Raw genomic sequence first — 13,696 nt, 5'->3', positions numbered from 1 at the left:
GAGACATCACCTCGAGGGCGGTGATTTACCTTCGAAGGTTCTAACCGTATTCTTAGAGTTGATAATTCTCGAGGAGGTATCGTGCCCCAATTGGTGTATTCGACCCGGTTAGCACAACTTTGTGCCGCTACCGGCGTGGAAACCGTGTTTATTCCAGAACAACTCTGGGATACATCATTAACCGAGGCTTTTGATCATGCAGAAGGCAATATCGCCACTGCTGATGGCATCGCCGAGATTGCCTTTAACAGCGTACGCACCGGTACCGCCGACGGCGCTGTCATGGCTGCAGCCGGCTATCGCCATGCAGGTGGCGCACCGGCAGCCGTGATCCTCGATGCTTCCGCCGACTTTCTCACCACCCTGGACAAGATCGGACAGGCGGTTCGCGACAAGTTATCGATGGTCATCATCCTCATCGAGCCAGACGAGTCGTTCAACGGCGTGAACGCGAATTGGGCCAGTCTCGTGACCGGTGTTGGGGCGGCTGCAATTCCTGCCGGTGAAGCCGAAAATATATCGCAGGCCATGGTGGATGTGATTGACGGACTGAATAAACAGCTGCCGTCTGTTTTGTTGGTTGATCCGGAAAACTTGAATACCGAGATCACCGGCGAAGCAGAACCGACCTTCGAGGCCCCGCGCACCGGAGCTGTGCCGCAAACGTCCCAAGTCGTCCGTGCCGCAAAGTCGTTGGCTCAAGCGCGCTGGCCGTTAATCATTGCCGGTCGAGGTGCCCGCCGCGCGAAATCTGCCATCGTTTCACTCGCCGATACCACTGGCGCCCTCTTAGCAACTTCAGCCGGTGCGCACGGCTTATTCGAAGAACAACAATTCAACATTGGCACGTTAGGCAAAATTTCTACGCCAACCACCGCTGAGTTGGCTCGTGGTGCCGACGTCATCGTTGTCTTCGGATGTGCGCTCGACGATTGGACGACCCGCGAGGGAAAGCTCATCAACCCAAATGCCGCGATCATCCAGGTCGACACATCACCCTGGGCCGTCGGTCGATTCAGTCCGGTTTCACAGTCTCTGATCGCCGATGCCCAAGCCGTGGCCACGTCTCTTGAAGTTGAGACCAGCAGGCTCATCAGCGGCACGAAAGTCGGCTACCGTACGGAACAGACCGTCGAACAATTAGCAACGAAGTACTGGAACTCTCGGCCTATTCCAGAGCATCAACTGCGCGAAGACACCGTGGATGCACGGGCGTTTTTGGATCGCCTCGAACAGGTGCTGCCCGTACAACGCACCGTCATCGTGGATCAATCTGCACAAGCCGGTTATGCGACCAGTTACCTTCGCGTCCTGGACCACCAGGGATATATGTTCTTCCCAAGCGGCGCAGTTGTTGCAGGCCTGGGGGCTTCCATTGCTCGAGACGACCGGATGATCGTGGTGGTGACACATCAGTCGGGGCTGATGGATTCGCTCTCCGATTTCCGTGCGGCCGTTGATTATCTCGATCGCGGGGCGTTGGTGGTCTTCCAGCAAGAAGCTCCCGTCGTTGAATTGGCGCGCTATTACGGTCTGCCGGTCCACGAAATCACCAGCCTCGACCAGGTGAATGAACAGATGTTTTCTTCCGGCGTTGTCGTCCTGGCCGTACAGCAACATTAACCCTGGTCGCGTACTTCGTTGCACACGATAACCGAAGGTGCTGAGCTATAGACCATGAGCTCAGTTCCGTTATCCATCCTCGATCGGGCCAACACACGAGTACAACATGACCAGACTGTTGGTGCACCGCAAATATTTGCGGAAGTCACCTCGCGGGCCCGGCACGCTGAGCAGTTGGGCTACCACCGTTTCTGGGTGGCCCAACATCATTCAGTCCCCGGCATCGCAGGGTCTGCACCAACTGTACTCCTGGCCCATCTGGCCGAGGCGACATCGCATATTCGTGTGGGCACCGGTGGGATCATGGTGCCCAGTCACCAACCCTTTATCATTGCTGAACAGCTCGGAACACTCCAAGCCCTCTACCCAAACCGGGTGGATGCTGGGCTTGGCGCATCTGTGGGCTTCACCAAACCGGCCCGTGCAGCACTGCGGCAACAAGCCGATGCCAAAGAACATTTTGCCGACGACGTCGATGAACTCCTGGGGTACTTGGACACCACCGGTGCTATCACCGCGTACCCGCAAGACCGCTCACAGACGCCGATCTATCTTCTGACGGGTGGCGGCTCAGCACAGTTTGCTGCGTCACGTGGTATCGGTCTGGTCCTCGGCGGCCCCGCCGTCTCGCGGGGTCTTCGTGCTTCAGGTGAGATCAACCAGACGGTAGTTGACTACCGTGAGGCGTTCGTCCAAGCCACACCTCGCGGGCAACAACCTCATGTCATCGCTTCGATTAATGTGGCGGTCGCTGATTCCCGTGAGGCTGCCCGGCAGTTAGTGTTGTCAGAAGTGTGGGCGCTGACACGTTCACGCAGCATCGGAGTCTTTGAACCGCTCGAAGATCCTGCTGCGATCAGCGCCGAACACGATTCTGCGCAACAACGGCAACGCGTCGAGCGCGCTCTTGCCTCGACGATTTATGGGACGCCAGAAGACGTCGTTGCCCAGCTAGCACTCGTGTTGCGGTACACGCTGGCTGATGAAATCATGGTGACCGGCAATATCTGGGATCCCGAAGCTCAACAGACCTCGGACCGCCTGCTCATCGAGGCCTGGCAACAACGATAATCGCACAAACCAGCTCTGGTTCAGTGACCTTTAGGTGGTCCTGCCACTTCGCCGTGTGGGGACACGGCTTCTGCAATTCGTGCGGCACCTTCTCCGAGTGCTCGCACCTGCTCATCCGTAAGTTGGTCGAAGATCGCTTGCTGCACGGCTTCGACATGGCCAGGGGCCATTTCCGTGACTTTATCCCACCCGGCATCGGTGAGTTTACCGAGCGTATACCGGCCATCCTCGGGGTCGGTGACACGCTCCACCCAACCGGCTTTCATCATGCGCGAGATGACTCGAGACAAGTGCGACAGGGTCATGTTGGTGATCCCTGCGAGCTCACTCAAACGGATTGCTCGGTCTGGGGCTTCCGAGATTTGCGATAGGGCATAGTATTCCGAAAGGCTCAGACCATGGTCTTCACGTAGTTGGGCTTCGAGTTTCACTGGAAGCCAGGTCATGATTGACCAGATGGCTCGCCAGGTGAAATCTTCGTCTTTCGACAACCAACGGGTTTCAGATGAATTACTCATAGCAGCACACTACATTCCTTGACACGACAAGCTGTTGATCTCCCAAGATTGCATCCCTTCAGACGCGAAAAGACCGACCCTTGCATACCGGTAATGGCAGGTTCAGGTCGGTCTCTTCAAGGAGTGTATATCCTACTAGGCGACTGGTACCCCCTGCTTGAAGCTGGCTCCAACATGGCTTTCTGGCAGGTGATCACCGCGTCCAAAGAGCTTGTGGCGCAGTGTACCCTCGGTGTACTCGGTCTTATAGCGACCGCGGGCCTGGAGTTCTGGAACAACGTATTCCACGATGTCTTCGAAGGTTCCGGGCGTGATGTGGTAAGCCAAGTTGAAGCCGTCGAGATCGGTTTCGTCTTGAATGCGGATGAGCTCTTCAGCAACGGTGGCACCGGAGCCAATAATGATCGGTCCGAAACCGCCGACGCCGACCCATTCGGCTAGTTTACGCACAGTCCATTCTTCGCCGTCGCCCGAAGCCTTGCGGAACGTTTCGGCAGCAGACTGAATGGCGTTGGAGTCAATATGACCAATCGGAGCATCGAGATCGTATTTGGCGAAGTCGGTACCCATCCAACCGGACATCAACGACAGGGAGCCTTCAGTGTCGGCGTACTGTGCAAGGTCGCGGTATTTCTCCTGAGCTTCCTCATCGGTGGCGCCGGTGATGATGGTCTGCATTCCAAAGACTCGGATGTCGTATGGATCGCGCCCGGCTTCAACCAATGCTGTACGCGTCTTGGCAACAGATGCCGCCTGGAGTTCGGTAGTGGGCGAATTGATAAAGGTAGCTTCAGCATGTTTGCCAGCAAACGCTTGACCTCGGGAAGAGGCACCGGCTTGGTACAGAACCGGGGTGCGCTGGGCCGATGGCTCGGTAACAGCGGCACCTGGCACCTTGAAGAATTCGCCTTCGTGCCCAATGTTGTGGACTTTATCTGGATCCGTAAACACGCCGGTTTCACGGTTGAACTGTACGGCGTCGTCTTCCCACGAACCTTCGAGCAATTTGTAAATGACTTGGAGGTATTCATCGGCGTGGTCGTAGCGGCGATCATGCTCCATCTGATCATCTCTGCCCATGTTTCGGGCGGCCGATGGCAGATAACCGGTCACAATGTTCCAGCCAACACGGCCTTCGGTCAGGTGATCCAGGGTAGCCAAACGACGGGAGAATGGGAACGGATGCTCATAGGAGGTTCCGGCGGTCACGCCGAAGCCGAGGTTTTTAGTTACGGCTGCCATGGCGGAGACCAGCAGGAACGGGTCATTGACCGGTACCTGGGCCCCGGAGGTGAGTGCAGCGTTGGCGTTGTCACCGTAGACGTCGTATGGACCAAGCACATCAGCGATGAAGAGACCATCGAACAGGCCACGTTCCAAAGTCTGAGCCAGGTCGGTCCAGTATGAAAGTTTGTTGTAGTCCCGTGAGTGATCCTCAGGGTGCCGCCACAAACCGGGTGATTGGTGGCCTACACAGTTCATGTCGAACGCATTGAAGAGGATTTTACGATTGGATGACACGATGAGTTCTCCTTCCATCGGTTCTGGCGGTAGCACCTGCACACTGTGTGGTTGCTGCGGCATCAACGAGCCAGATCTCTCAGCCGCTCTGGATGGGGTTTCAACTCCTTATTGAAACACAAGTGTGAGCGACATTGCCAGTTTTGATGTCGTAGCGTTACGTTCGACACGGTTGACACAGGCGTATGCTAAGTGAGCCCAGTCGTCGAAAGGTAAACAATGGCATCAAAGGATTCGAGTCAGCAGCCGGTCAAACTGGCCAAGACGCTGACAAATATTGACGCGCTCGCCCTTGGGTTCGGCGCGATGATCGGCTTCGGTTGGGTGGTCCTGACCGGTGGATGGTTGGAAAGCGCGGGCACCATGGGCGCCGTGGCGGCCATCGTGGTCGGCGGTGCGATCATGGCCGCAGTTGGACTCGTATACTCCGAGCTCACCTCTGCCATGCCGCTGGCCGGAGGCGTCCACCAGTATGTGTTACGGGGGCTTGGACCACGTTTTGCGTTTATTGGCTCGTGGGCTTTAGTCGGCGGCTATGTCACCATTGTGGCGTTTGAAGCGGTCGCGTTTCCGCGCACGGTCGCCTATATTTTCCCCGAGATCAATGCGATCCCGATGTGGGAAGTCGCCGGGCACACCGTGCATTTGACCTGGGCTTTGATCGGCGTGATCGGCGGGCTCGTCATCACCTGGTTGAATGTTCGCGGCGTCAAACAAGCCTCGATCGCACAGAATTTCACCGTGATCTTTCTGCTGGTGGTCGGTGTGCTGATGATCTTTGGATCGGCAACCCGTGGCGAAGCCGCCAACATGGAACCACTGTTCACTCCGGGCACGGCAGGATTCTTCACCGTGCTCATTGCTATCCCGTTCTTATTCATCGGTTTCGACGTCATCCCGCAGTCGGCCGAAGAGGTCAACGTACCGGCTCGTAAAATCGGTCGCCTCGTAATCATCTCGGTTGCGATGGCCACCGCCTGGTACGTCATGGTGGTCTTGACGACGTCATCCGCGATGGAGAGTGATGCACTGGCACAAACCGATATTGCAGTGGCCGATGCCTTCGGCACCCTGTTCAACTCGCAAATTATGGCAAATATCCTCATCGCCGGTGGGATCGCCGGCATTTTGACCTCGTGGAACTCGCTGCTGCTAGGCGCTTCTCGATTGGTCTATTCGATGGCCCGCACCGGCATGCTGCCCGCCTGGTTCGGCGAGTTGCATCCCAAATACCGTACCCCGGCAAACGCCCTGTATTTCATCGGTGGCCTGTCACTGATTGCCCCGTTCTTCGGTGAAAACATGTTGACTTGGCTCGTGGACTCTGGTGCCCCATCGATCATCATCGCCTACTTCATGGTGTCGGTGATCTTCCTCGTGCTGCGTCGTCGCGACCCCGAGATGTCCCGTCCACTACGAATCGGTGGGCGTGGTCGTGGTGGCGAGTTGATCGGCTGGACCGCACTGGTACTAACCGGTGCCCTGTTCAGCGTCTATCTGCCCGGCATGCCATCAGCGCTTGGCTGGCAACCGTGGTTGATCTTTGCGATCTGGTGGAGCATCGGCGCCCTGTTCTTCTTCCGTGTGCCAACAGGCATCACACCGGGCCCAAATGCAGGTGATGAAGTCCTGGCCGCCGTCGAGCAACGACGACGCGAAAAAGCGCAACGCTAACCAAACAGCAATCACTTCGAGCGGGTGTGGTGACGGCTCACACCCGCTTCCGAATCGGGCAGATTTTCGTAACGAACTTTCATTTAAAACTGCCGGTGCATAAACTTGAGACTTGTAACCATCCAGAGTCATGCTTCGCTGCAAGAGCAGCCGCTGACCGGTCTTAGGGTACAGCCACTTTGTAACTTCGGAGTTATCACCCATGTCCTTCTCACGAAAAAGCCTGACCGCTGCAGTATTGGTCGGGGCGTTGGCTCTTACTGCCTGCTCGAGTGACGACCCCGAAATTGACGAAACAGAATCTGTAACGCTCGACTATTCGACCTACAACCCGTTATCGCTGGTCGTCAAAGAGGCGGGCTGGCTAGAAGAAGAACTCGATGGCGAAGTCGAATGGGTATATTCGGCCGGTTCAAATCGGGCCAACGAGCATCTCCGCATCGAAGCAATTGACGTTGGTTCGACAGCAGGGTCTGCGGCCCTCCTTGCTCGTGCATCAGGCACCGAAATCCAGACCATTAGTGTGCTTGGCGATGTTGAATGGACCGCCCTGGTGGTCCCCCAAAATTCGGATGTGGAATCCGTTGCTGATCTCGAGGGTCGAACGGTTGCCGCCACCCATGGGACCGACCCGTATTTCTTCCTGGCTCAGGCCCTTGAAGAAGCAGGACTCACCGTAGAAGATATCACCATCGATAACCTCCAGCACGGCGATGGGTACACTGCCTTGGACAATGATTCGGTCGATGCTTGGGCCGGACTCGACCCTGTGATGGCCGAATACGAAGAAGACACCGAGTTCCTCTATCGAAACGCCGACTTCAACACCTACTCGGTACTCAATGCCACCGAATCGTTCCTGGAAGAATCCCCGGACGTGGCACAAACGGTTGTTGAGACTTATGAACGCGCCCGTCAGTGGGCACTAGAACACCCTGAAGAAACGGCGCAATTGCTCGCAGACCAGGCCGAAATCGACCTCGAATCCGCCAAAACCATCATTGAACAGCGCTCCGGTTTCGATATCAGCCCGGTCCCAGGGGAAGAACAAGCAAAAGTGCTCTCGAATCTTGCACCCACCTACGTTTCATCTGGCGTAGTCGACGATCAACAAAGCGTAGATGAAGCACTCGATACGCTCTTCGCCCCCGAATTTGCTGAAGAGGCTGAGAGCGCCGAATAAGCTCGACTGTTTTAGCGTGTCCTACCCCTCGACGTAGGATCGAGCCATGACAATTTCAGGCACCCAGATCGCAACACAACGCAGCACCTCGGTTGAAGCATTAGTTCCGCTGCTCAATGACGCACGACCCGTGCTCGGTGTAATGAACTTTAATATTCTCGACCAATTGATCGAGCAGCTGCGTGAGGCATATCCTGCAGAGTGGATTGTGCATGCAGTCTCGGTGCACTCGATGGGTTTGCCAGGTGTCCTCGAGCATTTTCGGGCCCGCGGTCTTGGTGCTGTCACAGGATCGGCCAGCCAACTCGATATCGCGAAACACACCGGCTTCATGGCCCACGAACTGGCGCATAGTGCCGCGATCAACACGTGGTCGATCTTGCGCCAGCTCATGGAAACGGGTCTGAGTTTGAGCGTAGACAACTTCGCAGAGCTCAACCGCATCGATGAACTCGTCGAACAGACCGAACACATCCAGCCCTATCTCGGTTTGTGCGTTACGCCGCAGGCACCGGTCGATGACGAGAACCCTGCGCACACGCATCGCGGTATTGGACTACGGGACCATCACCAAGAGATTCTGCAGGCCTACCTTGATCGTCCATGGCTCAACCAGATCCACCTCAATTTTGCGACCCCGCCGGCCACGCTGCAAGACGCCGCCGAACATGTTGCCGCGATCTACCGATTTGCCGAAGATCTTGAGCATGCTGCAGGTTCCCAACGCATCCAGCGCATTCAAATTACCGGTGGCCTACCGGTGAACTTTGCCTCTGATGATGTTGCACCGTCCATGGCCAACCACCGTTTTGTTCTCCAGGCCACCGTGCCCGAACTCTTCGACGGTAAATACACCATCGTCACCGAATTGACCGAGGCACTCACCGCTAAAGCCGGCATGATCATGGCCCGGGTTGAGTATGTCAAAGACCTAGAAAACAAGCTGATCGCCGTCATTCACACCGATACCCCGCTGCCGCCGGACCGGGGATTGCGTATTGAAGCCTACGATGACGCCGGTGAACTAAAAGACACTTCGGAACTATTTTACTACGACATTGCCGGCCCAACGGGTATTATCGGCCACCGCCTCCAACTCCCTGAACTCGACGAAGGCGATATTCTGGCGATCCTCGATGTGGGCGCCTCCGCGTTCGGCACCGATGGCACATTTTCTGCGCCCGTATATGGGATCCGTGCCGATGGACTGCTCACTGAAACCTCCGTACTACGACACGGTGACACAGTCGAAGACGTGGTGCACGCTGCTGGTGTCTACCAACCAGCCAAGCTCCTGCACTAACCTATCGGCCGCATTTATGACCGCAGAATTTTTGTTCCGGACGGTTATTGCCTAAGGTATATTCCTGTACCCATCCAGAGCGGCTAAGAGATCTGGCTCATTGATGCCGCAGCAACCACACAGTGTGCAGGTGCTACCGCCAGAACCGATGGAAAGGTTTTTGATTCTCCTTGTCTCAATCCCTAATCGACACCACAGACCGCACCGTGATCTTCCGTGCCGGTCTGACCGATGAGCTGTTCGACGACCACTACGAACCGCTGCCCAATGGGCTTCCCGGTCCCCTACCGCAGGCCATTGTTGATGCCGCTGACCCGGATGTACACCCCGGTCGATCACCACAGCAGGCGCACCATCGTCCCGACGCAACCGGCCAGCAGGCTGATGAAGCGAAACGCCTGGCCTACTGGGAATCAGCCGGCAACCGGCTGCAATGGGACCAACCGTTTGAAACGATCCACTCCTGGACCCGACCAAATCCCAACGCCAACGCCGGTCCCATCGCGCGCTGGTACGACGGGGGACAACTCAACGTTGCGGCCAACTGTCTCGACCGGCACGTTGCGTCAGGTCATCGCGACAAAGTCGCCCTGTATTTCGAAGGGGAACCAGGCGATCGACGCGCCGTCACCTATGCGGAGCTCCTCGCCGAGGTATCCCAAACCGCTCATGCGTTGACCGAGCTCGGGATTAAAGCCGGAGATCGTGTCGTCGTCTATCTACCCGTCATCGTTGAAACCGTAGTCATCGCGCTGGCCTGTGCCAGAATCGGTGCCGTCCACTCGCTGGTGTTCGGTGGTTTCTCGGCTGATGCCCTAAAATTCCGGGTCGAAGATACCGGCGCAAAACTTCTGGTCACCTCAGATGGCCAATTCCGCCGGGGCAAATCCGTCCCCGTGAAAACTGCCGCAGATGAGGCCGTTGCCGGCGACAACAACATCGAACACGTCCTGGTAGTCAACCGGACCGGCCACACCGACATCCCCTGGACCGAAGGCCGCGATGTGTGGTGGGACGATATCGTGTCCAAGCAGCCCACTGACCACACCCCGGAGTCCTTCGAAGCCGAACACCCGCTGTTCATCATGTACACCTCCGGCACCACCGGACAGCCCAAAGGGTTAGTCCATACTTCCGCGGGCTATCTGGCACACGCGTCGATCACCTACGACTACTTATTCTCCAACCCAGATGTCACCAAACGAGCCGAGGACGTGCACTGGTGCACCGCAGACCTCGCCTGGGTTACCGCACACACCTATGAAATCTATGGGCCGCTGTCCAACGGTGCCACCCAAATCATCTACGAGGGTGTACCCAATGCACCGCATACGTCACGCCACTTCGAAATCATTGAACGCTATGGTGTAACCAGTTACTACACCGCGCCCACCCTGCTGCGGTCACTCATGGGCTGGCATGAAAATGGACCGCCCGCCGAATACGACCTCTCCTCCATCCGGCTGATCGGTACCGTCGGTGAAGCAGTGAACCCAGAAGCCTGGAATTGGGCCCGCACCCACATTGGTCGGGACACACCTGCCGGGGTACCCATGGTCGATACGTGGTGGCAATCCGAAACTGGTTCAACCATCATCTCCCCGCGCCAAACGGATACCACGTTCAAGCCCGGCTCCGGTTCCCGTCCACTCCCCGGGGTGAATGTCGCGGTCGTCGACGAAGCAGGCAATGCATCTTCAACGAATGACCAGGGAGTCATCGTGGTGACCCGCCCAGGGCCAGGCGCCGCACGCACGGTGTGGGGCAATCCTGAACGGTTCTACACTTCCTATTGGCAGGACTACCACTGGGCTGAAGACGGTCGTGGCTGGTTCCTCGCTGGTGACGGTGCCAAAACCGATGAGGACGACGACATCTGGATTCTGGGTCGCATCGATGACGTGATCAATATTTCTGGCCACCGTTTGTCGACCATCGAGATCGAATCCGCACTAGTCTCCCATACAAACGTCATTGAAGCTGGCGTTACGCCGGTCCCCCACCCAAAAACCGGGCACTGTGCCATTGCGTTTGTGGTGTGCCGCGGCGAGTTTCACGATGACGCTGCGCGTGCTGAGCTCACCCAGTTGGTTGCGAAGCAGATCGGCCCCGTGGCAAAGCCCCATGATGTGGTCTTTGTCCCGGATGTGCCGAAAACGAGGTCCGGCAAGATCATGCGTCGCCTACTGACCCAGCTCTATACCGGTGACACACTCGGCGATACCACCTCATTGCAGAATGAGCCCGCCGTGGCGAAAATCGCTGACGTTCTAGCGAACCGTTAGAGACCAGCCAGCAAGCGGAACGTCTCGTCCAGGTCGATACGGCGGAACGTTTCACGTCGCACCATCCGCTCGCCTTCTGCCTGGCATCGCTGTGCCAAGAGTTTTTGGGCGAGCGCTTGGTCGACTTCACCATCCCGTGATTCCATCGTTTCGACCCAACGGTCAATGTCAGACGCTACGGTCGGCCCTGGACGGTAGATACTTTCGGGGTCTCGTCGGTACCGGCCCAGAATAATCTCTGTATCCAGTGTCCATTCGGCGTTGGCCTCAAACGTATGATCGTCGGATTCCATCGTCATATCGGCGTCACGGGTTGTTCCCGACGGGGCGTACGCTATGCACGAGGACAATAGGTTTGTCGCGGCCGAATGATCCGCCCACGTACTGGCACCGTTCTGCAACAGGTCGGGTCGACCTTCAGAGCCATCTGGAATGGCCAGACGAGTGATCCCACGATCAACAAGTGCGCTCATCACTTCCGCTGGCGCACCGGAGTCGAGAAAAATTTCTTTCCGAGGCGGCCAGAAGTCGAAGGAACTGTGGTCACCATACTTGCCGCCGATATGGAACATGTAGATTTCTGGGTACATCGGATTCTCATCACGACGTTCCGGCAAAATGTCATAGAACTGCACAATTGCTGCCTGAATGAGCAAACTCGCGCCAAGACCGCCATACGGTTCAGTCACAATAAAACCAAAACGGTCGTACTTATGAGACTCAGGGAAAACCTCATCAAGCGAGACCACCTGCTCTTCGATGGTTATATGCACGTTTTCGCTTTTCAACAGGTCTGCAACATGCATAGCTATTCCTGCTCCCAGGCGAACACAGAGATGGACATATTCGGAAGCACCTCGCGCTACTCGGTGATTACTCATGATCATGAGGCTTCTACTATTGATGGATCAGTGTAGGAGAGCGATGTGACCTAAATCAACCACCTGGGAGCGCAAATTCTGAGTATTCTCCAAACCTTTCAGTTCAGGCGTCCGAACAGTCGCAGCGTGAGCACTCCATGGTTCTATGTCAGGAACCTATACACCGTATTTTGAAGTCGGTATAGACTATGCGCGTTAGCCCAGAACATCGAGAATTCTTCAGAAGCAGGTGCCATGACTGATCGGTCCCGCCAGGCCGGGCCATTAGCCAATGCATTCCAGATTTATGCGCCCTCCCTGATCTATGCCATCGGGGTGGGTGCGATCATGCCGGCCATCGCGGCTGCTTCAACTCGCTTCGGGGCCTCACTCGCCGTTGCGGCCAGTACCGTCACACTGATTGGTATCGGCTCGTTACTCGCGAATGCTCCAGCGGCACAACTGGCCTCTCGCGCAGGCGAACGCACGACCATGATTGTCTCGGCTTCGGTGGGCACCCTGGGTGTAACCCTCGCCTGGTCCATGATTGCCGGTTGGTTACCTTTGTCTTCGCCAGCTGATTTTGCCGGGTATATGATCGGTACTTTGCTGATCGGCATGGCTGCTGCCGGTTTCAATCTGGCACGACAATCCTATTTAGCGGTCGCTATCCCGATAACGCACCGAGCCCGCGCCATGTCCATGCTCGGTGGGATGCAACGCGTCGGCGCATTCTTTGGCCCATTCCTGGGCGCAGGTGTGCAATCCTTCATGGGCATCCAGGGAGCCTTCGCGGTCGGTGCCTTCTGCATGGGTGTAGCGGTCATCGTCACGTGCTTTATTGACGAGCTCGACGACCCCGGAGCCCCTCGGCAATCCCCCACCACAACTGGCCCCATTGACATTGTGAGTAGTCCAACGATGCGGTCGCTGGCCAAAGAACACTGGCGGGTGCTGTTGAGTTCGGGGTTTGGGGTCTTGTGTCTTGCAGCGCTGCGCGCCTCCCGTACCGCAGTGATCCCGTTGTGGGCTGAGTATCTAGGGCTCAGCCCCGCACAAGCCTCACTCATTTACGGGGTCTCCGGTGCGATAGATATGTTGATGTTTTATCCAGCCGGGTCGATAATGGATCGCAAGGGCCGCCGGGTGGTGGCAGTCTCGTGCCTGACGGGGCTCGCCATCGGCTGCGCTGTCATCCCGTTCACTACCTCGAGCGTATGGCTGATGGTTGGCGCATTTTTGATTGGTCTGGGCAATGGTTTCGGTGCCGGGATCGTGATGACGCTGGGTGCCGATTACTCCCCTGCAATAGGACGACCAAAGTTCTTGGCCCTGTGGAGGCTGCTCTCTGATGCTGGAATGCTCAGCGGCCCACTGCTCATTTCTGCCGTGACCGCGGCCTTCACGCTGGCAGCGGGTATCTGGGCAATCGCTGCGGTAGCACTGGTAGGTGCCGGAATTTTCACCAAAACTCTCCCCGGTGGGCCCGGTCCTGTCACCAGACAAACCTCGGACCACAACAGCTGATGAAACCGGCGCATCGCATAGCTGTGGTTCATCACGGTGGCTTCATACGGTTGAAGGACTAAAATTGAGACGTACCCAATAGCTTGATGACAGGGCATGACCCGTTGTTAGAAGAACGATAATCTGCGCAA

Annotated in this window: 10 protein-coding genes and 2 riboswitches; of the genes, 7 read left to right on the top strand and 3 right to left on the bottom strand. The window is 56.8% G+C overall.

Annotation, left to right across the window (positions count from 1 at the left end; genetic code table 11):
- Positions 1 to 81 precede the first annotated feature (81 nt).
- Together G583_RS16320 and G583_RS0106895 are read left to right on the top strand one after the other, a co-directional pair.
- Positions 82 to 1,623 carry a thiamine pyrophosphate-binding protein gene (locus G583_RS16320; RefSeq protein WP_022870459.1) on the top strand — a complete coding sequence of 514 codons (1,542 nt, stop codon included), beginning with the start codon at positions 82 to 84 and terminating at the stop codon, positions 1,621 to 1,623.
- 54 nt (positions 1,624 to 1,677) lie between these two features.
- Entirely contained in the window at positions 1,678 to 2,694 is a 1,017-nt protein-coding gene (locus G583_RS0106895) for an MsnO8 family LLM class oxidoreductase (RefSeq protein WP_022870458.1), read from the top strand.
- A gap of 20 nt (positions 2,695 to 2,714) precedes the next feature.
- On the opposite strand, the gene G583_RS14855 is transcribed toward G583_RS0106895, so the two are convergent.
- Together G583_RS14855 and G583_RS0106885 are read right to left on the bottom strand one after the other, a co-directional pair.
- Positions 2,715 to 3,212, bottom strand: coding sequence for a MarR family winged helix-turn-helix transcriptional regulator (locus G583_RS14855; RefSeq protein WP_022870457.1), 498 nt, complete (start codon positions 3,210 to 3,212; stop codon positions 2,715 to 2,717).
- 135 nt (positions 3,213 to 3,347) lie between these two features.
- Positions 3,348 to 4,751, bottom strand: coding sequence for an LLM class flavin-dependent oxidoreductase (locus G583_RS0106885; RefSeq protein WP_029629339.1), 1,404 nt, complete (start codon positions 4,749 to 4,751; stop codon positions 3,348 to 3,350).
- A riboswitch (SAM riboswitch) is annotated at positions 4,745 to 4,832 on the bottom strand. It overlaps the preceding gene by 7 nt.
- A 120-nt stretch (positions 4,833 to 4,952) precedes the next feature.
- On the opposite strand from G583_RS0106885, the gene G583_RS0106880 reads away from it, so the two are divergent.
- The 4 genes from G583_RS0106880 to acs all read left to right on the top strand — a co-directional run bounded on the left by G583_RS0106880 (position 4,953) and on the right by acs (position 11,178).
- Positions 4,953 to 6,407, top strand: coding sequence for an APC family permease (locus G583_RS0106880; protein ID WP_022870456.1), 1,455 nt, complete (start codon positions 4,953 to 4,955; stop codon positions 6,405 to 6,407).
- A gap of 202 nt (positions 6,408 to 6,609) precedes the next feature.
- The gene (locus tag G583_RS0106875; protein WP_022870455.1) at positions 6,610 to 7,590 is read left to right on the top strand and encodes an aliphatic sulfonate ABC transporter substrate-binding protein; all 981 of its coding nucleotides are present in this window, start codon (positions 6,610 to 6,612) and stop codon (positions 7,588 to 7,590) included.
- 46 nt (positions 7,591 to 7,636) lie between these two features.
- Positions 7,637 to 8,893, top strand: coding sequence for a type III PLP-dependent enzyme domain-containing protein (locus G583_RS0106870; RefSeq protein ID WP_022870454.1), 1,257 nt, complete (start codon positions 7,637 to 7,639; stop codon positions 8,891 to 8,893).
- Between the two features lie 67 nt (positions 8,894 to 8,960).
- Positions 8,961 to 9,048, top strand: a riboswitch (SAM riboswitch).
- Between the two features lie 105 nt (positions 9,049 to 9,153).
- Positions 9,154 to 11,178, top strand: a complete 2,025-nt coding sequence (gene acs, locus G583_RS14850) for an acetate--CoA ligase (RefSeq protein ID WP_084677310.1) — start codon at positions 9,154 to 9,156, stop codon at positions 11,176 to 11,178.
- Here the strand turns inward: acs and G583_RS0106860 are convergent.
- Positions 11,175 to 12,059: a hypothetical protein gene (locus tag G583_RS0106860; RefSeq protein WP_156832061.1), complete on the bottom strand. Its 885-nt coding sequence runs from the start codon at positions 12,057 to 12,059 to the stop codon at positions 11,175 to 11,177. The two genes, acs and G583_RS0106860, sit on opposite strands and share 4 nt — an antisense overlap.
- 234 nt (positions 12,060 to 12,293) lie before the next feature.
- Between G583_RS0106860 and G583_RS0106855 the strand changes: the two genes are divergently transcribed.
- Positions 12,294 to 13,565, top strand: coding sequence for an MFS transporter (locus G583_RS0106855; protein ID WP_022870451.1), 1,272 nt, complete (start codon positions 12,294 to 12,296; stop codon positions 13,563 to 13,565).
- Positions 13,566 to 13,696: the final 131 nt, after the last annotated feature.

Source organism: Yaniella halotolerans DSM 15476 (genome assembly GCF_000420805.1).
In the GTDB taxonomy this organism is placed as follows: Bacteria; Actinomycetota; Actinomycetes; order Actinomycetales; family Micrococcaceae; genus Yaniella; species Yaniella halotolerans.
The sequence above is the reverse complement of the archived record's forward strand: the minus strand, read 5'-3'. Positions and strand labels throughout refer to the sequence as shown.